The 25,144-nt window shown below is 59.7% G+C and carries 21 protein-coding genes; 19 read left to right on the plus strand and 2 right to left on the minus strand.

Annotation, left to right across the window (positions count from 1 at the left end):
• Window positions 1–17 precede the first annotated feature (17 nt).
• Together ONB52_06030 and ONB52_06035 are read left to right on the plus strand one after the other, a co-directional pair.
• Window positions 18–869 (plus strand): DUF5683 domain-containing protein, encoded by an 852-nt coding sequence (locus ONB52_06030; GenBank protein ID MDZ7415704.1) that lies wholly within the window; start codon window positions 18–20, stop codon window positions 867–869.
• A 24-nt stretch (window positions 870–893) separates the two neighbouring features.
• Complete coding sequence (locus ONB52_06035; GenBank protein MDZ7415705.1) at window positions 894–1,643, plus strand: hypothetical protein; 750 nt, start codon at window positions 894–896, stop codon at window positions 1,641–1,643.
• A gap of 26 nt (window positions 1,644–1,669) precedes the next feature.
• Here ONB52_06035 and ONB52_06040 read toward each other — a convergent pair whose 3' ends face one another.
• Window positions 1,670–2,287, minus strand: coding sequence for a Uma2 family endonuclease (locus ONB52_06040; protein MDZ7415706.1), 618 nt, complete (start codon window positions 2,285–2,287; stop codon window positions 1,670–1,672).
• Window positions 2,288–2,548: 261 nt separating this feature from the next.
• Between ONB52_06040 and ONB52_06045 the strand changes: the two genes are divergently transcribed.
• The 16 genes from ONB52_06045 to ONB52_06120 all read left to right on the plus strand — a co-directional run bounded on the left by ONB52_06045 (window position 2,549) and on the right by ONB52_06120 (window position 21,673).
• A complete protein-coding gene (locus ONB52_06045; GenBank protein ID MDZ7415707.1) occupies window positions 2,549–3,862 on the plus strand; it encodes a cyclic 2,3-diphosphoglycerate synthase in 1,314 nt (437 codons plus the stop codon).
• Between the two features lie 18 nt (window positions 3,863–3,880).
• Window positions 3,881–4,819 (plus strand): carbamate kinase, encoded by a 939-nt coding sequence (locus ONB52_06050; protein MDZ7415708.1) that lies wholly within the window; start codon window positions 3,881–3,883, stop codon window positions 4,817–4,819.
• Between the two features lie 628 nt (window positions 4,820–5,447).
• Entirely contained in the window at window positions 5,448–6,614 is a 1,167-nt protein-coding gene (gene sucC / locus ONB52_06055; GenBank protein ID MDZ7415709.1) for an ADP-forming succinate--CoA ligase subunit beta, read from the plus strand.
• A gap of 30 nt (window positions 6,615–6,644) precedes the next feature.
• Window positions 6,645–7,643, plus strand: a complete 999-nt coding sequence (sucD, locus tag ONB52_06060; protein ID MDZ7415710.1) for a succinate--CoA ligase subunit alpha — start codon at window positions 6,645–6,647, stop codon at window positions 7,641–7,643.
• Between the two features lie 229 nt (window positions 7,644–7,872).
• Complete coding sequence (locus ONB52_06065; GenBank protein MDZ7415711.1) at window positions 7,873–10,266, plus strand: TonB-dependent receptor; 2,394 nt, start codon at window positions 7,873–7,875, stop codon at window positions 10,264–10,266.
• Between the two features lie 284 nt (window positions 10,267–10,550).
• A complete protein-coding gene (gene ndk, locus ONB52_06070) occupies window positions 10,551–10,973 on the plus strand; it encodes a nucleoside-diphosphate kinase (GenBank protein ID MDZ7415712.1) in 423 nt (140 codons plus the stop codon).
• A gap of 752 nt (window positions 10,974–11,725) precedes the next feature.
• On the plus strand, window positions 11,726–12,223 hold the full coding sequence (locus ONB52_06075) for a DUF177 domain-containing protein (protein MDZ7415713.1): 498 nt from the start codon (window positions 11,726–11,728) through the stop codon (window positions 12,221–12,223).
• A gap of 12 nt (window positions 12,224–12,235) precedes the next feature.
• Window positions 12,236–12,421 (plus strand): 50S ribosomal protein L32, encoded by a 186-nt coding sequence (rpmF, locus tag ONB52_06080; protein ID MDZ7415714.1) that lies wholly within the window; start codon window positions 12,236–12,238, stop codon window positions 12,419–12,421.
• A gap of 307 nt (window positions 12,422–12,728) precedes the next feature.
• Window positions 12,729–13,775 (plus strand): phosphate acyltransferase PlsX, encoded by a 1,047-nt coding sequence (gene plsX / locus ONB52_06085; GenBank protein MDZ7415715.1) that lies wholly within the window; start codon window positions 12,729–12,731, stop codon window positions 13,773–13,775.
• A 4-nt stretch (window positions 13,776–13,779) separates the two neighbouring features.
• Window positions 13,780–14,745 (plus strand): ketoacyl-ACP synthase III, encoded by a 966-nt coding sequence (locus ONB52_06090; GenBank protein MDZ7415716.1) that lies wholly within the window; start codon window positions 13,780–13,782, stop codon window positions 14,743–14,745.
• A 3-nt stretch (window positions 14,746–14,748) separates the two neighbouring features.
• On the plus strand, window positions 14,749–15,693 hold the full coding sequence (gene fabD / locus ONB52_06095) for an ACP S-malonyltransferase (GenBank protein MDZ7415717.1): 945 nt from the start codon (window positions 14,749–14,751) through the stop codon (window positions 15,691–15,693).
• Window positions 15,694–15,864: 171 nt separating this feature from the next.
• Entirely contained in the window at window positions 15,865–16,611 is a 747-nt protein-coding gene (gene fabG / locus ONB52_06100) for a 3-oxoacyl-[acyl-carrier-protein] reductase (GenBank protein ID MDZ7415718.1), read from the plus strand.
• A gap of 100 nt (window positions 16,612–16,711) precedes the next feature.
• Window positions 16,712–16,954 (plus strand): acyl carrier protein, encoded by a 243-nt coding sequence (locus ONB52_06105; protein ID MDZ7415719.1) that lies wholly within the window; start codon window positions 16,712–16,714, stop codon window positions 16,952–16,954.
• 129 nt (window positions 16,955–17,083) lie between these two features.
• Window positions 17,084–18,337 carry a beta-ketoacyl-ACP synthase II gene (fabF, locus tag ONB52_06110; GenBank protein MDZ7415720.1) on the plus strand — a complete coding sequence of 418 codons (1,254 nt, stop codon included), beginning with the start codon at window positions 17,084–17,086 and terminating at the stop codon, window positions 18,335–18,337.
• A gap of 90 nt (window positions 18,338–18,427) precedes the next feature.
• A complete protein-coding gene (gene rnc / locus ONB52_06115; GenBank protein ID MDZ7415721.1) occupies window positions 18,428–19,174 on the plus strand; it encodes a ribonuclease III in 747 nt (248 codons plus the stop codon).
• Between the two features lie 84 nt (window positions 19,175–19,258).
• Window positions 19,259–21,673, plus strand: coding sequence for a S49 family peptidase (locus ONB52_06120; protein ID MDZ7415722.1), 2,415 nt, complete (start codon window positions 19,259–19,261; stop codon window positions 21,671–21,673).
• A 49-nt stretch (window positions 21,674–21,722) separates the two neighbouring features.
• Here ONB52_06120 and ONB52_06125 read toward each other — a convergent pair whose 3' ends face one another.
• Window positions 21,723–22,721 carry a CehA/McbA family metallohydrolase gene (locus ONB52_06125; protein MDZ7415723.1) on the minus strand — a complete coding sequence of 333 codons (999 nt, stop codon included), beginning with the start codon at window positions 22,719–22,721 and terminating at the stop codon, window positions 21,723–21,725.
• 351 nt (window positions 22,722–23,072) lie between these two features.
• Here ONB52_06125 and ONB52_06130 point away from each other — a divergent pair, with 351 nt between their 5' ends.
• Window positions 23,073–25,046, plus strand: a complete 1,974-nt coding sequence (locus ONB52_06130; GenBank protein ID MDZ7415724.1) for a formylglycine-generating enzyme family protein — start codon at window positions 23,073–23,075, stop codon at window positions 25,044–25,046.
• Window positions 25,047–25,144 lie beyond the last annotated feature (98 nt).

Below are 25,144 nucleotides of genomic sequence, written 5' to 3' on the forward strand. Positions count from 1 at the left end.
ACCTGCGGATACCTGTTATGAGCAGCTCGAAGAGTGTGGCATGGGTGTTCTGCCTGGTCGGCGCCTTTGTCGCCGCCACGCGCGCGCAATCAGCAGCCGATGCCACCGCTTTGTCCATGTTGGAATTTCCGCTCACGGCCTGGTGCCAGGCTGCCCGGCAGGATCTGGTTTGGAGCAGCCACACCCCCGGCCTTTCTCTGCAGGCTCTGTTTCAGGATGGGAAACCGGCGGTTGCGCGGCGGTCGGTCGTGCGGGCGGCCATTCTTTCCGCCGTTCTTCCCGGTGCGGGCCAGATTTACAATCGTTCCTACCTGAAAAGCCTGTTGTTTTTGGGAATGGAAGCCGGCGCGTGGGGGGCTTATGCCAAATTCACCCGCAGTGGCAACCGGAAAACCGACGCGTTCGAACGTTTCGCCGATCAGCATTGGAGTGAAGGCAGGTATTGGGACTCGATCGACCGCGCCTTTGGTTGCAGCCCCGGTGATCGCGCGTGTGAGAGGCAGAAAGAGCGCGAGAATTTCAGCCACTATCTGCCGGACAGCAAGAACCAAACCTATTATGAAAACATCGGCAAGTATGATCAATTCAATGCCGGCTGGGATGACAGCATCAGTGGCGAAATTCTGCAACGCGATTCGCAAAACCGCCTGCTCTACACCACCATGCGCCGCGAGGCCAATGAGCAATTCCACAAGGCGACGCTCTCTTCGAGTCTGGCCATGGTCAACCATTTGGTGAGCATGGCGGAAGCGGCCTTTGCCGCGCACAAGTTCAACCAGACTCAGGCCAGGGGCGCCTCCATCGGCATGCGTTTGCAGAAACATCACGAAGAATTGCTGCCGGTGCTGGCGGTGCAGATGTTGTGGTAGGCTTTGAAAATTCCAATGAGAAAGATGAAACCAAACAATTGCAATCGCCTCCTGCTCGCGCTGCTGTTGCTGGGCTCGGGTTGGGCCCTGGCGCAGGACATAGACAACGCGCCGCATGGCATGGCCGTGGAGGCCAAAGCACCACCGCCCGCCGCCGGCGCAGCCTTCTCACCAGTGGGGCCGGCCGGACGCATCGGGATCGGCAGCGCGTTTCTGCGCTCCGCGCTGATTCCCGGCTGGGGACAAAAGGTGGTGGGCGCACGCACGGCCGCACGCAATTACTTCGTTGCCGATGCAGCACTTTGGCTCGGCGTAATCTCTTTCAATGTGTACGGCAACTGGCTGAAGGAAGATTACCGCCTGTTGGCGGCCGAGCACGCGCATGCCCGGGTCGCAGGCAAGAGCGACAAGTATTTTGTCGACCTCGGCAATTACAGCAGCCTGGAGGACTACAACCAATCCCGCCTGCAGCGCCGCGACGTGAACTCGCTTTATGATCCTGCCACGCATTACTGGCGCTGGGATTCGGAAGCCGAGCGCGCACGCTTCAAGCGCACGCGTTTGCGCAGCGAGCGGGCTTTCAATCGCGGCGAGCTGGTGATTGCCGGCATCCTCGCCAATCACCTTATCAGCGGCATTCATGCGGCCTGGCTGGCCAATCGGCACAATTCGCAGTTGGAAAAAGAGGGGCAACAAGGAATGAGCTCTGTTCCGGCAGTGGGGGTGACGTCAAACGGGCGGGAGATTCGTCTGCTGGCGCGCTGGGAGTTTTGAAAGAGGTGAGGAGGGAGGGGAGAGCTTCAGGCCAGCACGCCCAATTCTTTTGCCACAGCATAGGTGTCGAATTCGGGCCCCTGCCACAACCACTCCAGTTTGATCCAAAAGCCCGGGACGACCGCCGAGTGAATTTTGCCTTCCTGCGGCGCGATGGGGTGATAGCGCCGATCTTCCCCCAGTGAATAAACCGCGACCCGTTGTTGTGGCCGGTCGATGATCCAATACTCGCGCACGCCGGCGGTTTCGTACTCGATGTATTTTTCATGCCAGTCGCGGATGGCGCTTTTCGGGGAGACGAATTCCACCAGCAAATCGGGCGCGCCTTCGACGTGGGTTTCGTGGACGAGGTGGCGGATCACATCCGGGTTGCGCCGCAAGCCGGCACGCAGGCGAACCTGCACATTTCCGGTCGCATACACCGAGCCCAAGCCGTGCTTTGATGCAAACAAATCCAGCAAACTGCCAAACCACGTTTCCTGCCTGCTGTTCAGCGTTGCTTGGGGCGACATGACAATGACCTCCCCATCGACATAGTCGGCCCTGGTGTCTTCGTCACACCAGGCTGCGAACTCCGCTTCGCTCGCAAAAAATCGCGGGGCCGGCGTTTGCGTTTCAGAGGGTTTGACAGCAACGGCACTCATGGTAATTGTCTCTCATATAAATTCGGTATTTTGAAACTCCCTGCAGACGGCGGAACTTTACAAAACCGCGGTTTCAAACGCAAGATGGGAATTTTCGCGGGCTGTCCGGCTTCGTGCGCTTCATGCCCTCACCTGCCAAACTTGCAAATCACGCCTTTTTCCGCTATATTGGCCGCGTTTGTTTTGACGCCGCTACGCAATGATTCATATTGCGCAGGAACAACCGGGAGCAGTGACAGCAACAATGGAAGGGATGACATCATGGCGAGAACCCGAGTGCTGATCATGGGAGCGGCGGGACGCGACTTCCACAATTTCAATGTCAAATACCGGGAGAGCGACTCGCATGAAGTTGTGGCTTTCACCGCAACGCAAATCCCCAACATTGACGGCCGGCGTTATCCAGCGGCCCTGGCCGGCCGGCTTTATCCCCAGGGCATTCCCATTTATGCGGAAAGCGAGCTGGCAGATTTGATCCGCCGGGAACGCATCGACGAAGTGATTTTTTCCTACAGCGATATTTCCCACGAATACGTGATGCACCGGGCGAGCCTGGTGAATGCCGCAGGCGCCTCCTTCACCCTGCTGGGCACGCGCGCGACCATGCTGTCCTCCAGCAAGCCGGTGATCGCCATCTGTGCCGTGCGCACCGGCTGTGGCAAGAGCCAAACCACGCGCCGGGTCGCACAGATTTTGAAAGGATTCGGCAAGAAACTGGTGGCGGTGCGGCATCCCATGCCCTACGGGGATCTCGCGGCGCAGGCCGTGCAGCGCTTCGCCAGCTTCGCGGATCTTGCGGCCCACAAATGCACCATTGAAGAGCGGGAGGAATATGAGCCGCACCTGAACATGGGCACGATCGTGTATGCCGGCGTGGACTACGCCGCGATTTTGGCGCGTGCCGAGCCGGAAGCCGACATCGTGTTGTGGGACGGCGGCAACAACGACACGCCTTTCTTCAAACCCGACCTGCATATCGTCGTGGTCGATCCGCTGCGGCCCGGCCACGAAACCCGTTACCATCCCGGCGAGACCAACTTGCGCATGGCGGACGTGGTTGTCATCAACAAGGAAGCCTCGGCGCCGCCGGAGAACATTGAGCAGGTGCGGCAGGCGGTGCGCGAGCACAATCCCACCGCCATCATCGTGGATGCGGCCTCGCCTATCACCGTGGCGCAGCCGGAAATCATTCGCGACCGCCGCGTGCTGTGCATTGAAGACGGCCCCACGCTGACGCACGGCGGGATGACGCTGGGCGCCGGCATCGTGGCGGCCCGGCGCTTCGGCGCGAAGGAGGTGGTCGATCCCCGGCCCTTCCTCAAGGGCAGTCTGGTGGAAACCTTCCGGCACTATCCCGGCATCGGCATCCTGCTGCCGGCGATGGGCTATGGTGAGCAGCAGATGCGCGATCTTGAAGCCACCATCAACGCCACGGACTGTGACAGTGTGATCATCGCGACGCCGGTGGACCTGCGGCAGTTGCTGCAGATCAACAAACCCAGTACGCGCGTCACCTACGAATTGCAGGAAATCGGCCGGCCGACGCTCGCCGACGTCCTGCAACGCTTTGCCTGAGTCATGAACGAAAAATGCATGGTCATCGCCATTGGCGGCAACGCCATTACGCGCGAGTTTGAAGACGGCAACATCTACCAGCAGTTTGCCAACACGCGCCGCAGCCTCAAGAGCCTGGTGCGCTTGATTGAGGAGGGGTATCGCGTCGTGATCGTGCATGGCAACGGCCCGCAAGTCGGCAACGCCCTGATTCGCGTGGAAACTTCGCGCCATCTCGTGCCGCCCCTGCCGCTGGGCGTGATCGTCGCCGATCTGCAAGGCGGCATGGGGTACATGATTCAGCAATCGCTGCGCAACATGCTGCACCGCCACGGCCTCGAGCACGAGGTGGTGACGGTGGTGACGCAGGTGGTGGTGAATGCCGAAGACCCTTCGATCAAACAGCCCAGCAAGTTCGTCGGGCCGGTTTACACCGCGGAGCAAGTGCCGGAGCTGCGCGAGCGCTATGGCTGGCAAATGAAGGAGGATGTCGGACGCGGCTGGCGGCGTGTTGTGCCCTCGCCCGAGCCGGTGGCGATTGTCGAGCGCAAGGTGATTCGCGAGCTGGTGAATCTCGGCCATGTGGTGATTGCCGCGGGCGGCGGCGGCATCCCCGTCTACTATAATCCCCACGAATATCCCGAGCTGCTGGAAGGCATCAATGCGGTGATCGACAAGGATCTCGCCGCCGCCGTGCTCGCCCGGGATATTGGCGCGGACGAGCTGGCGATTCTGACGCCCATCGAAAAGGTTGCCATCCATTACCGCCAGCCGAATCAACAATGGCTGGATCGTGTCACGCTCGCCGAGCTGAGGCGTTATTATGCCGAGGGCCATTTTCCCCCGGGCAGCATGGGCCCGAAGATACGCGGGGCAATCAATTTTTTGGAAGGAGGGGGCCGTCGTGTGCTGATCACTTCCATCGAGGCGTTTGAAGCAGCCTGGCAGGGCACGACGGGAACCGTGGTGGTGCGCTGATGGCGCCTGAGCAAGGTGGTGATGCCGGCTGAAAAAAACGACCGGGGCGGCCGGCATGGGGATGGTGTACGCAACAACTTTGTCCGTCGTGAGGATCCCGGTCGCCTGCAAAAGCGGATCATCCGAATTTTGCGTACATTTTGCGACAGCAAGATGAAAAGAATCGCAAAATCAGTTCCGTGCCTTCTCTGCTGAGAGCCACTTGCCCTAACGTGATAGCGAGCGGCCCAACCCCGCCAGGGGTGAAATGTTTATAGGGGGTGAAATGTTTATAGTAATTGTCAACACCTCCAACTTCAAACTCCTTTAGGAGTGACATGTAACGGCGTTTGCATTCAATTCAAGATGAGATCAATGAGCATGCACGATACACATGTCACCCCGCTGGGGTTTCATTTCGGCGAACGGCACTTGGCTATAAACATCTCACTCCTATCGGAGTTCATCAGATGCCAAGAACAGTCATGTGGCCATGTACGCTTGACTCGGATGATCTGAAAAAAGCCGCCGGCCGGCGGCAATTTCCTGGTGGTCGAAATTTTGAAAAAATCAGGGAGGCATGTCTTGCATGCCATTCTCTTTTCTGAATGACCAAAATCATATCCGGAAACAAGCCTGAGGAGGAGCATTGAAGATTCATGAATATCAAGCGAAGGAGATTCTGCGCCGATTTGAGGTGGCGGTGCCGGCGGGCAGGGTTGCCAAAACAGCGGAAGAAGTCGGTGTGATCGCGCACGAGCTCGGCGGCCGGGTGGTGGTGAAGGCGCAAATCCATGCGGGCGGCCGGGGCAAGGGCGGCGGGGTGAAACTGGCGCAGAACGCCCACGAAGCCTATGAAATCGCCCGTCAGATGCTTGGCAGGCAGCTGGTCACACCACAAACCGGACCGGAAGGCCGACAGGTGCGCCAGGTGTTGGTCGAGCAGGCGCTGAGTATCGCGCGCGAATTGTACGCCGGCATCGTGCTGGATCGTTCCGCGTTTCAGCTCGTGTTCATGGCCAGCACCGCCGGCGGCGTGGAAATCGAGAAGGTGGCGGAGGAGACGCCGGAACTGATTCTCAAGGAATACATCGACCCACTCACCGGCTTGCGGGCGTCACAGGCGCGCAAGCTGGCCTTTGGTCTGGGTCTGCAAGGCGAGGCCTTCAAGAACGCGGTGAAATTTTTTCAGGCACTCTACCGCGCCTACGTGGCCTCCGATTGCTCGCTCGCCGAAATCAATCCTCTGATCGTGACCACTGACGGCCGGGTGCTGGCGCTCGATGCCAAGATGAACTTCGACGACAATGCGCTTTACCGCCATCCCGACATTCTTGCCTTGCGCGATTTCAACGAGGAAGATCCGCTGGAGGTCGAGGCTTCGAAGTACAATCTCAATTACGTCCGTCTGGACGGCAACGTCGGCTGCATGGTCAACGGTGCGGGCCTGGCGATGGGCACGATGGACATCATCAAGCTCGCCGGGGGCATGCCCGCAAATTTTCTTGATGTCGGCGGCGGCGCCAACCCCGAGACCGTGGAGAACGGCTTCAAAATCATCCTTTCCGATCCCAACGTCAAGGCGATTCTCATCAACGTGTTTGGCGGCATCGTGCGCTGCGACCGCATTGCGCAGGGCGTGATTCAAGCGGCGCAGAACGTCAGGATCAACGTGCCGCTGGTGGTGCGTCTGGAGGGCACCAATGCCAAAGAAGCGGGCGAATTGCTCGCCAACTCCGGCCTGTCAATTTTGGTGGCGCATACGCTGGAAGAAGCGGCCAGAAAGGTGGTGGCTTCGCTTCCGGCCGCGGCATGACGAACGACATCCCTTCACGAGGAGGAGCAGTTGAGCATACTAGTTGACAAGCAGACGCGTGTACTGGTGCAGGGGATTACGGGCAACGAAGGCTCATTTCACACGCGACAAATGATGGAATATGGCACACAGGTGGTTGCCGGCGTGGTGCCGGGCAAAGGCGGGCAGAAGTTCGACGACCGTGTTCCGATTTTTGACACCGTGGCGCAGGCGGTGCGGGCCACCGGCGCCAACGCCGCCGCGATTTTTGTTCCGCCCTCTTTCGCCGCCGATGCCATCATGGAATCGGCCGCGGAAGGCGTGTCGTTGATCGTGACCATCACCGAGGGCATTCCCGTGATGGACATGCTGACCGTCAAGGCCTTCCTGATCAAGACCGGCACGCGCATGATCGGCCCGAATTGTCCCGGAGTGATTTCCCCGGGACAATGCAAGATCGGCATCATGCCGGGCTTCATCCACCAGCCGGGGCGGGTGGGTGTGATCTCCCGCAGCGGCACGCTCACTTATGAGGCGGTCAAGCAGCTTTCCGACCTTGGCATCGGCCAGTCGACCTGTGTGGGCATCGGTGGCGATCCCATCATCGGCACCACTTTTGTCGATGCCCTGCGGCTGTTCAATGCCGATCCCGGCACCGATGCAGTGGTGTTGATCGGAGAAATTGGCGGCAACGCTGAAGACGAGGCCGCGGCCTACATCAAGCGGGAATTCCGCAAGCCGGTGGTGGCATTCATCGCGGGCCGCACCGCGCCGCCCGGACGCCGCATGGGACATGCGGGCGCCATCATTGCCGGCGGTCAGGGCACGGCCGCCGAGAAGATGGCCAGGCTCGCAGAGGCTGGTGCCACGGTCTGTCAAAGCCCGGCAGAAATAGGTCTGCGCATGCAGGAGCAATTGCAAAAGCTCGGGAGCAAGCCCGTGGCGCGCAGGGCGGCCGGGGTGAAAACCGCCGCCAGGCCCAAAGCCGTTGCCGCGGGTAAAACCAGAATCGCAAAATCCGCGGCGAAAGCCAAAGCCGGCAGGAAATAGCAGCCGGCTGAAAATGTGGAATGGTGAGCTCTTGTTTCTGCCACGGCCCGGTGCAGCAAAATTTTTGCGACTGTGCCTGACACCCAGTGAGGTTTTGGTTTTCCCGGCTCCGCTACCGGTGAAAAGTTCGCAAAGAAATGGCAAGTCCGCGCCGGCAGGATGGCGGGCATGCAGGCAGCTTTCGCGCCACGCCGGCGGAGAGCGGGTAAATGAACACGGACAAACGCGCATGAGGGTCAAGCAACGCTTGCGCTGTGGTCAAGCCGCCGGCAAATGTCTTCTTCTCATTCTGCTGAGTGCGCCGCTGCCAGGCCTGGCAATGCAGGGCACGGCGGCAATCAGCGGGATTGTGATTGATCGCGAAACCAACCAGCCGCTGGAAAATGTTGCAGTCTATCTCAAACATTCGCAGCGCGGCGAGGTGACCTGCGCAGCGGGCCGGTTTCGCATCGAGCATCTGCCGCCGGGCGAGCACGAGTTGATTCTCAGCCGTCAGGGCTTTCAGACGGCCAGACAGAGCGTCAAACTGGTGGCGGGCGCGGAAGTGGTTGTGCAAATCGCGCTGGTGCCGCGGTTGCTGACACTGGATGAAGTGCAGGTGACCGCCAACCGCAGCCCGGCCGTGAGCGCGGAGGTGGCCACCATGATGTCGGTGGTCACGGCGCAGGATATTCGCCGCCAGCCGATCCAGCAGACGCCGGAGGTTTTGCGGGAGCAGGCCGGGGTTTTTATTCAAAAAACCAACCAGGGGGGCGGCTCGGCCAGCATTCGCGGTTTGAAGGCCAACAAGCTCCTGCTGCTGGTTGACGGCATTCGTTTGAACAATGCCACTTACCGCGGCGGCAATCATCAATATCTCAACACCGTGGAGGCGCAGGCGCTCGAGCGGATCGAAGTGGTGCACGGGCCGGTTTCAACGCTGTACGGCAGCGATGCGCTGGGCGGTGCGGTGAATTTGATCACGCGCAGCCCCCTGTTGCCGCGCACGGGAGGCTTGTCGCTGCACGGCGTTTTTGCCGGTGCCGTCACGACGGCGGATCAAACACAGACCAGTCATTTGGGCCTGTCGGCTGCGCAGGCAGGGTGGGGCGTGGTGTTGGATGCCTCCTTTAAATCCTTCGGCGAGGTCACCCGCGGCCGGCGCGGCGGAGAGCGCCTGATGCAACACCTGCAAAACGATACGCGCGTGAAGCGCCGTCTGGCGGTCACGCAGGCGCCCAATGGTTACGACACTTTCGATCTCTCCGGCAAGGTGCTGGTGGCGCTCGGTGCGGCGCAGGAACTCATGCTGGCGCAGCAAAGCAACCGCCAGCGGGAGGTGCCGCGCTATGATGTCTATGAAGCGCAGACCGACTCACTTTGGCAGTATGCGCCGCAGGAGCGCGATTTGTCGTATCTGAGGTGGCGCGGTCTATATCGCACTTTTTTGTTTGATGCAACCACCCTGACGCTCTCCCGCCACCGCCAGTTCGAGCGCCGCGTGCGTCTGGGATTCGGCAGCACCACGGAGAATCATGACCAATACCAGGTTGTAACATACGGATTGCAGGTGCAGTTCAATAAGATCGCCGCCGGCCGGCATCATGTGCTTTATGGCGGCGAGTTTTATCATGATGCGGTCCGGGCGCATTCGCAGCAGATCTCGCTTGCCACCGGCGGGCGCACCGTGCGCAGTCCGCTTTATCCGGAAGGCTCGTCGTTTCGCAGTCTGGGATTGTTCTTGCAGGCGGAGCTGGCATGGACGCCGCGCTCGACTGTGATCGCCGGCCTGCGATGGAGCGCTTATCGTCTGCAGACACCGGCACGCGATGAGGCCGGGCTGGCCGCCGTCACACAAACTCCGGAAGCGCTGACAGGCAGTCTGAGCCTCAAACATGCACTTTCCGGGAGGGTGAATTTGGTGGCGAATTTGGCGCAGGGTTTTCGTGCTCCCAATCTGGATGATCTCAGCCGGCTGGGCCGCGGCAAGGGCGACCTGATTTACGAAGTGCCGAATCCCGCTCTTCAACCGGAGCAATCGCTCAGCCTCGATGGCGGGATCAAGCTTCACGCCGAGCGCGTGCAGGCCAACCTGATCGTTTATTACAACTGGCTGACAAATTTGCTTGTTCGGCAGCCGACGCTGTTTGCCGGCCGGCCCTTCCTCGTCGAGGGAACGGACACGCTCGCGGTTTACCACAAAGCCAACGCCGGCCGGGCCTATACCACCGGTTTCGAAGTCGAAGCCGAGGTTGGACTGGCGCGTCATCTGGCGGCATTCGGCAATCTGAGTTATACATATGGTCAGAACCTGTCGCAGCGGGAACCGCTGCCGGCGATACCGCCCATGCTGGGGTTGCTGGGCTTGCGTATCGAGCAACGCCGCCTGCAGGCGGAAGTTTTTCTCCGTTTTGCCGGAGCACAAAACCGCCTGGCAGGAGAGGACAAGGAAGACTTGCGCATCCCGGAAGGTGGCACGCCCGGCTGGTGGACGCTCAATGCCCGCGCCAGCCTGACGCCGGCCGATCTGCTTGAATTCAAGTTTGGGTTGAGCAATATCCTTGATTGGAATTATCGCGAACACGTGAGCGGTTTCAATGCGCCCGGCCGCAATTTCATGGCAGGCGCAGTGGTTAAGTTTTGAGCCAGGCACGGCGTAATGCCTCAGTTACGTTTGAGGACGCAGCGCAGACCTCCTGTCGGCAGGCAGGGCTGCCTGCGCTACGCCGGAGTCTACCGGCACGGCTGGCGAGGCGGCAGGCTCTGCCACCGGCATGACAGCGATGCCGTGCAGCCTGCTGACGGCAAAAAGACTGTTGGTTTGACATGAGCGGTGCCGACCTGCCGCAGGGTGGAACATGGCTGCGGCGGGCAGGGGTGACCGCACGAATTCAAAATCATCTTTGGCACGCAGAAAGGAGTTCAATGTTGGAACGTACGCTGGCAATTTTGAAGCCGGATTGTGTCTCGGCTGGGAAAATGGGCAAAGTTTTGGCGCGTATCGAAGCCGCGGGTTTTCGCATTCTGGCCATGAAAATGGTACGCCTGACACCGGAAACCGCCGGCAAATTTTACGAGGTGCACAAGGAACGCCCCTTCTATAAAGATCTGGTCAGCTTCATGTGCAGCGACCGTGTGGTGCCGCTGGCGTTGGAAAAAGAAAATGCGGTGGCCGACTTTCGCAAGCTGATCGGCGCCACCGATCCCGCACAGGCCGAGCCCGGCACTATTCGCAAGGATTTTGCAACGAGCAAGCAAAACAACATCGTGCATGGCTCCGATTCACCGGAAAATGGCCGGCTGGAAGTCGCGTTCTTCTTCTCGGAAAAGGAGCTGTTGGAAACAATGTGAGGTTGCGGCCGCCCGCCGGGCTGATGGGCCGGCCCGGGGGATAACAGATCACTGCCGGCCCTCTCTTGCTGGTTGGCAAGCGTCGGAGGCAGGCTGGTGACCGGCCGCTCCTGCAGCATGGCTGCTGCCACCTGCCTGTTGCAGCAGGCCGCAGCATGGCTGGCCGCGCCACCGCCGTGGGATTCGCCCCATCGCAAAGGAAGCCGGCTCACATGGCTTCAGCAGCGATCAGGTGGATCACTGCCGCGGCTGTAACCGTGCTGGCAGTGATTGTCACCAACGGGTTTCGGTGTTGACAGCAGCAGAAAACCGTTTCTGAGAGACCGCGACCGGCGGCCGCAATCTTCGATGTGTCATCTCAGCCCGGCACGATTCCGCCGGTGGCAGCGATTGAGACGCCGCGTCCGGCGCTGGTCATGCGCGGCGGGTGGAAATTCCCGGTGCAGATTTCCGTCCTGTAATTCCGCCGCAATGCCCGGGCGGACGCACGGCGCCACGAGATGTATATTGCGCGCGTCAATTTTCCATCTCGGGGTGGCATTGGGTATCGCGTGCGCCTCGGTCGGTTTGCCACCTGGCCGCAGGCCAAGGCTCCGACAAATAAACTCCGATGGCAAGTGCAAGCCGGCCACAGGGGAATGGAGTGTGCCAAGATCGATGAAAATGCACGGTTTGAGCCGGAATTTTAGCTTGACTTCAAGCAGCCGGTTTTATAAATTGCGTCCCACTTTGAAATATAAAATTACCGCGACATGAAGATTTCCCTTGTTGGACTCGCAGAAGGCGTTCATCACCTTCACTTTGAAGAACAGCCGGCGAGTTGCGGTATCATCGATCATCCCAACCTATTCAATCCGGTGCACATCGAGGTTGACCTGGAGAAACGGGCGGCAAGCCTCTTCTTGCGCAATCGTATTGAGACGGTTGGCCGCTTCCATTGCGATCGTTGCCTGAAAGAAGTGGAGTTGACGATCACCGACATCGGCCGGGTCATTTTCTCCAATGATGAGGAGTTGCGCGCGCTTGCCGAAGACGAAGTGCATCCCCTGGCACAGGACGCGCGGGAGGTGGACATTACCGATGATCTGCGAGACTTGCTGTTGCTGGCGATCCCCGCAAAAATTCTCTGTGCCGAGACCTGCAAGGGGCTTTGCCCGCATTGCGGGGTGGACTTGAATACAGAAACCTGCCGGTGCGGCGCACGACCAATCGATGCGCGCTGGCAGGCATTGCAAAAACTGATCAACTGAAGCGAGGTACTTGTGCCCAATCCGAAACGACGTCACTCCCGCACACGCCGCGACAAACGGCGCACACACTGGAAGCTGGAGGCGGCCAAAATCATCAAATGCAGCCACTGCCATCAACCCAAATTGCCCCATCGTGTCTGCCCAAACTGCGGTTATTATAACGATCGCTCCGTATTTTTGCCGCGCGAGTCAACCTGACCTTTCCCTGCCGCTCACAAAGGAGAAGAACCGTCATTCTTCCACCCGCATCCAACAACGTTCATCACGACACGAAGCGAAACAGCCCGCATGAGATGATTTCAGATAATGTGACAGGATCCCGGCAGAGCCAGCATGCCCTGCCGCCTGGCGCTGGCCGTCAGCAACCCTGTGTCGCGGCGGCGCTGCATGCCGCAGCGTCATGGCACAACAGGAGAGTGTGGCAGCGCATGGCCATAATCCCCCGGGTGAACATGTGCCGGTGTGACCGCGAGGCCACGGCTTGATTTGGTGAAAAGAGGACCCTATGCGGATTGCCCTGGATGCCATGGGAGGAGACTTCGCACCGGCCGCGATCGTGCAAGGTGGTTTGGAAGCGGCACGGCTCAACGATGGCAAATGTGAAATCGTTTTTGTCGGTGATCGGGCTCAAATCGAACAGGAAATCAGCCGTCACCCCCTGCTGACGCGCGGCGACCGGTTGCACTTTTCGATTCATCACGCCTCCGAAAAGATCGAGATGACCGACTCGCCCGCCGCGGCACTGAAGAAGAAAAAAGACGCCTCGATCCTGGTGGCCAATCAGTTGCATCAAAAGCGGCAGGTGGATGCCGTCGTGAGTGCCGGCCACACCGGCGCAGCGATGGCCGCCTCCCTGTTCGTGCTCGGCCGTATCGTCGGCGTCAACCGTCCGGGTATCGGCTCCCTGATTCCCAACGGCAACGGCGTAACCATGTTGATCGATGTGGGCGCCAATGTGGATGCCAAGCCCATCCATCTCCTGCAATATGGCTTGATGGGCAGCATTTTCATGGAACGGGTGGTTGGGTTGGAGCGGCCCAAGGTCGCGTTGCTCAGCATCGGCGAAGAACGCTCCAAGGGGACGGAGGTCACCCGCGAAGCCTATGAGCTGCTGGAGCAGAGCAGCATCAACTTCATCGGCAATGTCGAGGGCCGGGACATTTTGCAGGCGAAGGCGGACGTGGTGGTCTGCGACGGTTTTGTCGGCAACGTCATTTTGAAGTACACCGAAAGCCTCGGCAGTGTTTTCCGCCGCCATATCAAGCGCCAGATCGGAAAGAAAATCTTCCTGAACCTCGGCGCCTTTTTGATGCAGCCCACTTTCAAGGGGCTGCGCAAGATTTTCGACTACGAAGAATACGGCGGCGCACCCCTGCTCGGTGTTGATGGTGTCACCATCATCTGCCACGGTTCCTCCACTCCGAAAGCCATTCGCAACGCCATCCGGGAAGCGATGGCCATGGTGCGCGAAGGCATCAATCAAATCATTCGTCAGGAGCTGGAAGCATTCGAAGTTCGAAAGGGAGTTTCACTCGTTGAACAAGACGCCTAAGTCAATGGTTCTGGGAACGGGGCGGGCCGTCCCCGAACGTGTACTGACCAATGCAGACCTCGAGAAAATGGTGGACACGAGCGATGAATGGATTCGCTCGCGCACCGGCATCGAACGACGTTTCATCGCCGGGCCGGACGATTTGACCTCCAAACTCTGTGCAACAGCCGGCCGCAAAGCGCTGGCCAAGGCCGGGCTGCCCGCGGAAGAATTGGATGCCATCATCATCGGCACCGTGACCGGTGATGCCTATTTCCCTTCGACGGCCTGCTACGTGCAGGAGATGCTGGGCGCCACACGCGCGGCTGCCTTCGATCTCTCTGCCGCCTGCTCCGGTTTCATCTACAGCCTGACCATGGCCGACAGCATGATTGCGGCGGGCAAGGCGCGCCATGTGCTGGTGATTGGCGGTGAAATTTTGAGCCGCATCACCGACTGGACCGACCGCGCCACCTGCGTCCTGTTCGGTGACGGCGCCGGTGCCATGGTGCTCGGTCCGGCGCAGGGCGAGAGCGGCATCCTCGACACCCTCATCAAAAGCGATGGCCGCCTCACCAGCCTGCTGTGCATGATCGGCGGGGGCACGCGCGTGCCCTTTGAAGTCGCGGTCGCGGAAAGAATGTTTCGCATCGAGATGCAAGGTCCGGAAGTGTTCAAACACGCCGTCACCGCGATGGGCGATGCCGCCGCGGGCCTGCTGGAGCGCAACAATCTCACCGGCGAGCAGGTGAATTTGTTGATTCCCCATCAGGCCAATTTGCGCATCATCATGGCCACCGCCAAGCGCGTCAACATGCCGATGGAAAAAGTCTACGTCAATGTGCAAAATTACGGCAACACCTCCGCCGCCTCCATCCCGATCGCCATCGATGAGGCCTTTGAAGTGGGCCGCCTGCATCCGAACGACCTCTGCCTGATGGTGGCTTTTGGGGGCGGTTTCACCTGGGGTTCGGCATTGATTCGGTTTTAGGCCATGCACGCAAAGATCGCCTTTCTTTTCCCGGGACAAGCCTCGCAGTTTGTCGGCATGGCCAGGGACCTCCACGAAGCCTACCCGGTCGCGCGTGACCTGTTCCGGCAGGCCAATGAAGTGCTGGGCTTTGATATTGCGAAAGTTTGTTTCGCAGGTCCGCTGGAAGAATTGACACGCACTTCGATCACGCAGCCGGCCATTCTGATTCACAGCGTGATTGTGGCCCGGTTGCTGCAGGAGCGGGGGATGCTGCCGGCCATGGCCGCCGGTCACAGTCTGGGTGAATATTCCGCGCTGGTGGCGGCGCAGGCCTTGAGTTTTGAAGAAGCCCTGCGGCTGGTGAAGCTGCGCGGGGAGTTGATGGAAGCCGCCGGCCGGAAACAGCCCGGCACCATGGCGGCCATCATGGGCCTGGCGCCGGAGGCGGTCGATGCCGTTTGCCGTGCCGTTACGGAAGAACTGGCGCCGCAGCAACAAGTAGTGCAGGCCGCCAATTTCAATTCGCATGAGCAGACCGTGATTTCCGGCCACCTCGCAGCGGTGGAGAAAGCCATGGCGCTTGCCAAACAGCGCGGCGCCAAGCTGGCGAAATTACTGGTAGTGGGCGGCGCTTTCCACTCACCCTTGATGGCGGGCGCGCGCCAGGGGCTGCAACAGGCCTTGCGGGCGGCGCCTTTCGCTGATGCCCGCTGCCCAATCTACACCAACGTCACCGCCCGGCCCGAACAGGCGGCGGCTGTCCTGCGTGAAAGGCTGGAGCAGCAACTCACCAGCCCGGTGAACTGGGTGGCGACCATCGAAAACATGATTGCGGATGGCGCGCAGCAGTTTTATGAAGTGGGTCCGGGCAAGGTGCTGGCCGGCCTGCTGAAGCGGATCAACAAAGCCCGCACCGCCATCACGGTTGGCACCGTTGCCGAATTGCAGTCGCTGATGCAGACTTGAGGCACTGTATTTCCTGGTGGACGCTTGCGGAAATTTTCCTGCACCGGCGGGCCGTGGCAGCACACGTCTGAGAGTTGGCCGGCACCAGGCGCGAATCGGCGGGCAAATTCTGGCGAAGGCAATAATTGTCGAACAGATACTCACCTGACTTTAGTTGCGCATGATCAACTGATGGCCCTCTTGCAAGACAAAATTGCCATCGTCACCGGCGGCAGCCGTGGCATCGGCAGGGCGATTGCAGTGCGCTTCGCCGCGGCAGGGGCAAAAGTCGTGCTCACCGGCCGCAGCCTGGAATCCGCCGGGAAAGTGGCCGAGGAAATACGCGCGCAGGGCGGGGAGGCGGTGGCGCAGGCGGTGAATGCCGCGGTGGCAGAAGAAGTGGAGGGGCTGATCAAGAGCACGGTGGACCGTTTCGGCCGCCTCGATATTTTGGTCAACAATGCCGGCATCACGCGCGACAATCTGCTGGTGCGCATGCGCGGGGAGGAATGGCAGGAGGTGCTCGACACCAACCTCACCGGCGTGTTCAATCACCTGCGCGCGGCGAGCCGGGTGATGATCCGGCAGCGCAGCGGCAAGATCATCAACATCACTTCCATCGTGGCGCTGATGGGCAACAAGGGGCAGGCGAATTATTGCGCCGCCAAAGCCGGGGTCATCGGTTTGACCAAATCAGCGGCCCGCGAGCTCGCCAGCCGCAACATTCAGGTGAATGCCGTGGCGCCGGGTTTCATTGACACCGACATGACGGCAGTGCTGGGGGAGAGTGTCCGCGAGACGCTGTTACAATCGATTCCTCTCGGCCGCTTGGGAACACCCGGGGAAGTGGCGGGTCTGGTGTTGTTTCTGGCGTCCCCGGAGGCGGATTACATCACCGGCCAGGTGATCAACATCGACGGCGGCATGGTGATGGCATGAGCCGGGATGAGCCGGCAGTCGAATTCCTCTGCAAAACTGCAAACCATTCAGCGTGGTCGTACAATCAACCTTTCAATCAAGAATTGAGGAGTGAAAGCGAATGTCCGATATTGAAAGCAAAGTGAAACAGATCATCGTGGATCAGCTCGGCGTCGATGCCAGCCAGGTTACCAACGAAGCCAGTTTCATCGAGGATCTCGGCGCGGATTCCCTCGACACGGTCGAGCTGGTCATGGCATTCGAAGAGGAATTCGACATCGAAATTCCCGATGAGGAGGCCGAGAAGCTCACCACGGTCGGCCAGGCCCTGGAGTATTTGAAAAAGAAAAAGGCAGCCGCCTGAGCCGGCCGCGGGCCATGGCCGAAGGGCATGGCCACCGCGGGCGCAGAGGCGGCGCCCCGCAAAAAAAAACAGTGAGCACTGTCCCGCCTGCTCACCCGGGCTGTGAGGTTGAACAACGCTGACGCGCAGATGCAAAAAAGACGAGTGGTGGTAACCGGTCTCGGGGCCATCTCGCCGCTGGGAAACAACGTCAAAGACACGTGGGAGAACGCCCTTGCCGGCAAGTCGGGCGTTGCCAGGATCACCCGGTTCGACCCGGAAGCCGTGGCAGTGGAAACCAAGTTTGCCGCGGAGGTAAAGGATTTTGACCCCACGAACTACATTGACCGCAAAGAGGCCCGCCGCATGGATCTCTTCGTGCAATATGCCATGGCGGCGGCCTCCGAGGCCATTGCGTCTGCCCGCCTGCAGCAAGCCGGCATCGATACGAGCCGCGTGGGCGTCATCGTCAGCTCGGGCATCGGCGGCCTGGCCACTCTGGAGCGGGAATTCCAAAAGTGCATGGAAAAAGGTGTTTCCCGTCTCAGCCCGTTTTTCATTCCCATGATGATTTCGGATATGGCCGCCGGCCATATTTCCATTCAATACGGTTTCAAGGGCCCCAACTACGCCATCACCTCCGCCTGCGCCTCCAGCTCGCATGCCGTGTGCGAAGGCTTTCGTACCATCGAGCGTGGCGAGGCCGACATCATGATTTGCGGCGGCAGTGAGGCTGCGATTACGCCCATGGGCATCGGTGGCTTCAACGCCATGAAGGCGCTTTCCACCCGCAATGAGGATCCGCCGCGCGCCAGCCGGCCATTCGACAAGGAGCGCGACGGCTTCGTCATGGGCGAGGGGGCGGGCATCCTGGTGTTGGAGGCCCTGGAGAGTGCCCGCCGCCGCGGCGTCGAGATTCTCGGCGAGATCGTCGGGCTGGGCTCGACCGCGGATGCCTACCACATCACGGCGCCCGCGCCCGGCGGCGAGGGGGCGATACGCGCCATGCGGCAGGCGCTGAAAATGGCCGGCATTTCGCCGGCCGAGGTGCAGCACATCAACGCGCACGGCACCTCCACGCCCGCCAACGACAAAGCCGAAACCGACGCCATCGCGCAGGTGTTTGGCGAGCATGCGTCGCAGCTCAACATCAACTCGACCAAATCGATGCACGGCCATTTGCTCGGCGCCGCGGGCGCCGTCGAGTTGATCCTGACCCTGCTCGCCTGCCGCCACAATGCGATTCCGCCAACGATCAATCAGTTCACCCCCGACCCCGAATGTTACCTGTGCTACACCCCGAATGAAGCGGTTTACCGCGAAGTCGAGTACGCCCTGTCGAATTCCTTCGGGTTCGGGGGACATAACGTGACGATTGCCGTGAGAAAGTTTTCGGACGTTTGATCCCGGCGCCGCGAGCCAGCAGCACGGCCCTCTGCCCCGGCGCCAGCAGAGGGACGACTGGCCGGATCGTCCGCCATCGCTTTTGATTCTATGCTGCTTCGACTCCGACAGCTTTTCAGCAGGAATGGCAAGACCCCGCCAGCGCCTCATCAGGCGCAGATCAAGGAATTCTGTGAGCTGATCGGCTACCGTTTCCGCCGCCGGGAACTGATCACCCAGGCACTCAAGCACCGTTCCTACCTGCCGCAAGTCAACGAGCACCGCTCCCACTCCAATGAACGTCTGGAACTGCTGGGCGACTCCGTGCTCGGCCTGGTGGTCACCGAGTACCTCTATCACAAGTTTCCCGAAAAGGAAGAAGGCGACATCACCGCCATCAAATCGCTGCTGGTGAGCCGCAAGATTCTTACCCGCATTGCCCGCAAGCTCGATCTCGGCAAGTTCATCTTCATGAGTGAATCGGAGGACCTGGCCGGCGGCCGGCTGCGGCCTTCCATCATCGCCGATGCCTATGAAGCGGTCATTGGCGCGGTTTATCTCGATGGCGGTCTCGAACAGGCGCGCAGCTTCGTCAAGCAAACGCTGCTGTGCGATATGGATCAAATTCTCAGTGAGGAACAGCACCGCAACTTCAAAAGCATCCTGCTCGAACTCTCGCAAAGCCGCAATCTGGGCACTCCCTATTACAACGTCCTCTCCGAAGAGGGCCCCGACCACAACAAAATCTTCACCGTGGAAGTCAGAATCCAAAACCGCACCATGGGACTGGGGGTCGGCAATTCCAAGAAACGCGCCGAGCAAAATGCCGCCCAGCATGCTTTGGCGCAATTGACCTGAACCGCATTGCAACCCGTGCCTCCCCCGCCGCCCCTGTCGCCGCACACTGCTGCCCCATGATCTTTGCCCAAAACCCTTCACGCCATGAAAAAAACGCTGATCTGTGCCGCCCTGCTCTGGGCCTTGTGCCCCGTCGCCGCCCGTTCGCAAACACTCTCCGGCTATTACTCCCGCAATGATTTTCTGCTGGCGCCGCCTGCCGCCTTTGATGACGGCCTGCTGGGCTTCACCAATCCTGCGAATGTAGCCATGCTCCGGCAAAGCGAGACGCGTTTTCTTTGGTCAACTGACGGAACGAAGGCCGCTTCTTTCAATGACTGGGGACTTTTCTGGGGCATGCGCGGATTGGGTTTCTCAACACAACGCCGGCACAGCGGCAATTTGGCCGCTACAGATTACAATCTCGCCGGCGGTTTTGGGTCGCGCGCGTTGGCGCTGGGCATGGCTTACAACTGGTCAAGCGGCGATCGTGCTGCGTTCGGCCGCGAGAAGCTGTTCTCTGTCGGGTCGATCCTGCGGCCCTCACGTTTTCTTTCGCTGGGCTTGATCGGCAATTTTTCCACGGAGAGCAGCAACCGTGAAGGCATCGCCGAGATCGGCATTCGCCCACTCGGCACCTCGCGGCTCACGTTGTTTGCTGATGCAGCTTTACAAAACGGCATGTCCCTTTCCGAAGCGCCGTGGAGCGCGGGCGCGGCTTTGCAAGTGTTGGAAGGGATGCATCTCGTGGGGCGAACCTTCGACTCTGAGGCCTTCACGCTGGGCATGACGATCAACTTCGGCAAAAGCGGCATTGGCGGGCAGGCGCACTTTGATGCCGGACGTGATCATTCATACAATTCTTACATGATTCGCGCCGGCGGCGTGAAGCCAAGTGTTGTTTCCGGCGGCAAGGGAAAGCGCTACCTCGCGATGAGCCTCAAAGGCCGGATGGATTATCACAAGTATGTGTGGTTCGATAAAGACACCAACCGGCTTTACGACGTGCTGAACACCATTCGAACCGCCACCGGCGACCCGCAAGTCGGGCTGCTGGCGCTCAATCTCTCCGGCATGCAAATCCGGCCGGAGCATGCCTGGGAAATTCGCGAAGCGCTCAAACAAGCGCAGGCGGCCGGCAAAAAAGTGATCATCTTCATCGACAACGCGGAGATGACGGACTACCATGTGGCAAGTGTTGCGGATAAAGTCGTGCTCGATCCCGAAGGCATGCTCACGCTGCAAGGGTTCGTACTGGGCCGCACCTACCTGAAAGGCACACTCGAAAAAATGGGGCTCGGGTTCGACGAGTGGCGCTTTTTCAAATATAAATCTGCGATGGAATCTCTCAGCCGTGACAGCCTGTCTGAAGGCGACCGCGAGCAGTTGCAGGATTATGTCGATGATTGGTATGAACTGGTGCGGCGCGAGGTGTGCGCGTCGCGCGGTTTAACGCCGGAACGTTTTGATCAACTGATTGACAACGAAGCTCTCTTCACCGCAGAGCTGGCATTGCAATCGAATCTGGTCGATACGCTGGCGCGCTGGCCGGCGCTCCGCGAGGTGATCAAAAAAATCACGGGCAATTCTCTGACCGAAATCGCGGCAAAAGACCTGCTGGCGCACAACCGCGCCGCGCAAGCCTGGGGCGAGCCGCCGAAGATTGCGCTGGTTTATGGGCTGGGCGTTTGCGCCATGGACGAGGGCATTCGTGCGCGCTGGCTGGAAAAAGTTTTTCGGGATCTCGCCAAGAATTCTGCGATTAAAGCGGTGGTCTTTCGCGTCGATTCGCCCGGCGGCGACGGCATGGCGAGCGACGTGGTTGCCGAAGCGCTGAAGAAATGCAGTGAGAAAAAGCCGGTGATCGTCAGTCAGGGGCAGGTGGCCGGCTCCGGCGGCTATTGGATTTCGATGTATGGCGACACCATCGTGGCCGGGCCCAACACCATCACCGGCTCGATCGGCGTGATCGGCGGCTGGATTTACGACAAGGGCTTGAGCGAAAAACTCGGCATGACGGAAGACCACGTCCAGCGCGGCGCGCATGCCGATGCCGGTTATGGTGTCACCCTGCCGTTTCTCGGCGTGCGCGTGCCGGCGCGCAATTTGACGGTGGTGGAACGCAACCGGATTGAAACGTTGATCAAAGGTTTCTATGAAACGTTCGTTGCCAAAGTCGCGCAAGGCCGCGGCATGTCCGTCGAGCAAGTGAAGGCAATTGCCGAGGGCCGCATCTTTTCGGGCATTGATGGCAAAGCCAACGGCCTGGTGGATGAAGTCGGCGGAATGCTGACCGCGCTGGCCATTGCGCAGCAGCGGGCAGGTCTTGACCCCAAACAGGAAATCGAAGTGGTCGAGATTCCCGCCTCCAAGGGACTGTTCAATTTCAGGCCGGGATTGCCGGGCGTCCAAGCGCAAATGGCAAACGATCCGATCCTGCAATTCATCAAATTCATGAGCGAGCGCAACGGCCAACCGATGCCGTTGCTCGTGCCGGGCATGTATCCGGATTACCAATGAGCTGGCGAAGTCAGGCTTGGGTATCGGACTTTTGCATCCAAGTCTGACTTCACTTGTGCCGCGTAAACACCGGCTGCACCCACGCCGTTGCCCCTGCCGAATCTCTCACCCGTGCGCGCACATAGCGCTCCGCCGTCCGCAGCTCGAACACCGCGGGGTTGTGATACGATTGACTCAGAATCCGTCCCTGCGTGCCGAGGAACTGCGTGCTGTACTTGAAATCCCCTTTTTGCCGAATATGCAGCGTAATTTTTTTTGGTTCGATTTGAATATCTTCCAACTCCACGCCGGTGCTGGCATAGAACAGCCCGGCCTCAAGATTCTGCACGATTTCGCGCGGCGCCAGCGTGCGCGCTCTCACCACCACCCAGCCGCGGCCGGGATTCGAGCGTTCCGGCGCAAACTCCCCCTGAAAATGATGTGCATCATCCACCGCAATGCCGTAGATGCGCTTGCCCGCGCTCAACAGATGATCCCACACCTCTTCCATGCCCGGCCAGCCACCCCCGCCCTGGTTGTGCACCAGTGGATGCCCGTTGAAAATCTCCAGCAGCTTGTCGTTTGAAATCTGCAGCAGCTCGCGATGATCAAATGCCCAGCGAAAATTAGGATGATTGATGTGCGGCACGCCCGCCACCGCGCGCACGGCATCGACGTTCTTCTGGATTGTGCCCACCAGAGTGGAATCGAATTGCGGCGCGATCACACCGGGAATGTTGAGGCCGTTGACATGCACCGGCTTGTCCCCGAATTTGCTGGAGACTTCCTCCCCGGGAATCAAAAGAAAGCTCGAATCGACCAGGCTCGCCAGGGTGGCGGGGTCGGTGAATACGTTGTGATCTGACAGCACCAGAAAACGATAGCCATGATCTTTATACCACTGCGCCACCACTTGCGGCGGCGAGTCGCCGTCACTCATGGTGGTGTGTGTGTGGGTGTTGCCTTTGAACCAGACCATGCCGCTGGTGTCCGGCACTTCGAATTCGATTGGGCGTGTGCACGCACTGAGCAAAAGAACAGCCACAACCGCCAGGCGATGGAGGCGCATGTCAGCTCCGGAGTTTGATCGAGGATTCATTTGAAGATCGCGGTGGGCAATCTATCTCCCCGTTTTGGCAATTGCAAGCCCGGGATCGGCCGGCCGGCGGCGCACGGCACCCGGGCGGTGAGAGCCTCTGTTGCCCCGGCTGCGCCATTGCTTTTTGACCGATCGATTGTTATCATCATATGCAGTTCCTGAAATTACCGCACTGAGCTTGACGGAGCGGCAACGCAAAACAAGGGGATTCCTATGTCCGCCTTGATGACTGTTTTGCTCGGTTCGTCATTGCTGGGGCTGACGGCACACTCTCTCTTCCACTTCCTCGGGGACAGGCGCCCCAGGCCATTCATCCTGCCAATGGCGCTTCTGCTGGTTTGCGTGCCGGTTTGGGCGCAAACCAACATTCAATACACAAAACTGCGCGATGGCGTCGAGCGTTGGCACCGAACAAAAGCGGCGGGTGCAAAGCCTTGGTTCTTTCAGCAGGTGGAAAATCTGTTCAATGTCATACTGCCGCCCAAAGACCAACTGCCATTTGGCGCCAGCGTGGCCTTGCTTGTGGGCGTGAGCGAATATGCCTATCTGTCCCCGCAACTGCCGTTCGTGAAAAATGATCTGCGCGACATACGCGAGTTTTTGCTCAACGAGGGAGGATTCGACACCGTTTATGTGGCAAGCGAGAGGATTGTCAACCGCGACCTAATCGACGGCTACGTGCGCAACAAAATCGGCCGCAGTCTGAAGCCCCGTGACCGTTTCATGTTTTACTCCTCCGGCCACGGCGCCGACAACCGCGGCAGGACCGGCTATATGCAGTTCAGCCAGGCCGTTCCCGGTGATTTTGTGGGTACGCAGGTCATGCCGATTCGCACCGCCGTGGATTGGTGCAGCGAGCTGAATATCGATCACATGCTTTTTGTGTTCGATTGCAGCGCCTCCGGGCTCGCCTTCACTTCCAAAGGTGGGCCGGGGGACTTGCTCGCCGCGCTCAGCGGCAATGGCTGCCGCCTGGTCATGACCGCCGGCACCGCGGAAGAGAAAACCTATGAAGTCGAAGGCCGCAACGGCAGGGGCAACGGCGTGTTCACGCGCGCGTTTTTGAATGCCGCCCGCTCCGGCAACGCGGACAAAGGCACGGGCCGCGACGGCTTCATCACCATCGAAGAAATTCTCGCGCAGATCAAAACCGAGGTCGCGCGCTTTGCGGCCTTGCACAAGAAGAGCGTGTCCCCGCGCCTCTGGCCGCTCGAGGAAACGGAGTATCGCGGCACGTTCGTGTTCGTTAATCCCGAAGCGCAAAGCCAAGGCCTCGCTTTGCTCGATGATTATTCACAAAAGCTCAATGCCCGGCCGCGTGGCGAAGTGATTGCCGCCTTCGGCCTGGCGCGCGTCATCGCCTTTCTCTCCGGACAGGTTTATATCGACGACAGCTTGATTGACACGATTGCCAACGGCGACGTGAAAGATTATCCTTTGCCCGTCGGCTTGCACAAGATTGCGATTCACGGCGCGACTGAGATTGTGACGCAAACCGTGACCATTGCCAAAGGCCAAAGCGCGACGATTACGCTGCGGCCCAAGCTCGCCGCACCGCCGCCGCTGGTGGCGCCAACTGAGCCGGCCACCAGCCAGGCGCCCGAGGGCATGGTGCTCATCCCCGCCGGCTTATTTTTGATGGGCAGCGACGACGGTGACAGCGATGAGAAACCCGTGCATGAAGTCCATGTTGATGCGTTTTATCTTGATCAGTACGAAGTCACGGTGGCACAGTACCAGAGCTATCTCCGTGCGACCGGCCGGCCGAATCCGGGGAACTGGGATGAGCAATTGCAGAATCTGAATCATCCGGTCGTTTACGTGAGCTGGGAGGACGCGACGAATTATGCAAAATGGGTCGGCAAGCGGCTGCCTACAGAAGCGGAATGGGAATACGCGGCGCGCGGCGGGAATACCGGCATGGCTGGCAATCCAAAATACCAATATCCATGGGGCAATGTTGCGAGCCGAGATCATGCAAACTACTCGGGGGTTGCAGGCAAAGACAAATGGGAGCGTACTTCACCGATTGGAAGTTTTCCGCCGAATGGCTTTGGTCTTTATGACATGGCCGCCAATGTTTGGGAATGGTGCTCAGACTGGTATGCGGAGGATTACTACAGCAAAAGCCCGAAGCAGAACCCGAAAGGCCCAGCAACCGGAACTTTGCGGGTTTTGCGCGGCGGGTCGTGGAACGACCTTCCACAGCTCGTGCGCTGCGCCAATCGGTTCAGGAACCTTCCTACGAATCGCTACGTCGATTCGGGATTTCGCTGCGCCCGGGACGCCCGTTAGCATGGTGTTACCCTTTGAGGTCTTTTTACGCTTTTTACTCTTTTAGGCGCGAGCGCAGCGAGCGCCTCGCGAATTTTTTCAGGAACCCACTGCCCGGG

This window comes from candidate division KSB1 bacterium (genome assembly GCA_034506255.1).
Lineage (GTDB): Bacteria > Zhuqueibacterota > Zhuqueibacteria > Zhuqueibacterales > Zhuqueibacteraceae > Coneutiohabitans > Coneutiohabitans thermophilus.

Bases quoted from the DNA above. Each gene is read 5' to 3' on its own strand.
- ONB52_06075 (MDZ7415713.1), top strand. From the start codon at position 11,726: ATGAAGATTTCCCTTGTTGGACTCGCAGAAGGCGTTCATCACCTTCAC.
- ONB52_06120 (MDZ7415722.1), top strand. From the start codon at position 19,259: ATGAAAAAAACGCTGATCTGTGCCGCCCTGCTCTGGGCCTTGTGCCCC.
- ONB52_06040 (MDZ7415706.1), bottom strand. From the start codon at position 2,287: ATGAGTGCCGTTGCTGTCAAACCCTCTGAAACGCAAACGCCGGCCCCG.
- ONB52_06035 (MDZ7415705.1), top strand. From the start codon at position 894: ATGAAACCAAACAATTGCAATCGCCTCCTGCTCGCGCTGCTGTTGCTG.
- ONB52_06065 (MDZ7415711.1), top strand. From the start codon at position 7,873: ATGAGGGTCAAGCAACGCTTGCGCTGTGGTCAAGCCGCCGGCAAATGT.
- ONB52_06130 (MDZ7415724.1), top strand. From the start codon at position 23,073: ATGGCGCTTCTGCTGGTTTGCGTGCCGGTTTGGGCGCAAACCAACATT.
- plsX (MDZ7415715.1), top strand. From the start codon at position 12,729: ATGCGGATTGCCCTGGATGCCATGGGAGGAGACTTCGCACCGGCCGCG.
- ONB52_06105 (MDZ7415719.1), top strand. From the start codon at position 16,712: ATGTCCGATATTGAAAGCAAAGTGAAACAGATCATCGTGGATCAGCTC.
- fabD (MDZ7415717.1), top strand. From the start codon at position 14,749: ATGCACGCAAAGATCGCCTTTCTTTTCCCGGGACAAGCCTCGCAGTTT.
- ONB52_06125 (MDZ7415723.1), bottom strand. From the start codon at position 22,721: ATGCGCCTCCATCGCCTGGCGGTTGTGGCTGTTCTTTTGCTCAGTGCG.
- ONB52_06045 (MDZ7415707.1), top strand. From the start codon at position 2,549: ATGGCGAGAACCCGAGTGCTGATCATGGGAGCGGCGGGACGCGACTTC.
- rnc (MDZ7415721.1), top strand. From the start codon at position 18,428: ATGCTGCTTCGACTCCGACAGCTTTTCAGCAGGAATGGCAAGACCCCG.
- fabF (MDZ7415720.1), top strand. From the start codon at position 17,084: ATGCAAAAAAGACGAGTGGTGGTAACCGGTCTCGGGGCCATCTCGCCG.
- ONB52_06030 (MDZ7415704.1), top strand. From the start codon at position 18: ATGAGCAGCTCGAAGAGTGTGGCATGGGTGTTCTGCCTGGTCGGCGCC.
- ONB52_06050 (MDZ7415708.1), top strand. From the start codon at position 3,881: ATGGTCATCGCCATTGGCGGCAACGCCATTACGCGCGAGTTTGAAGAC.
- ONB52_06090 (MDZ7415716.1), top strand. From the start codon at position 13,780: ATGGTTCTGGGAACGGGGCGGGCCGTCCCCGAACGTGTACTGACCAAT.
- fabG (MDZ7415718.1), top strand. From the start codon at position 15,865: ATGGCCCTCTTGCAAGACAAAATTGCCATCGTCACCGGCGGCAGCCGT.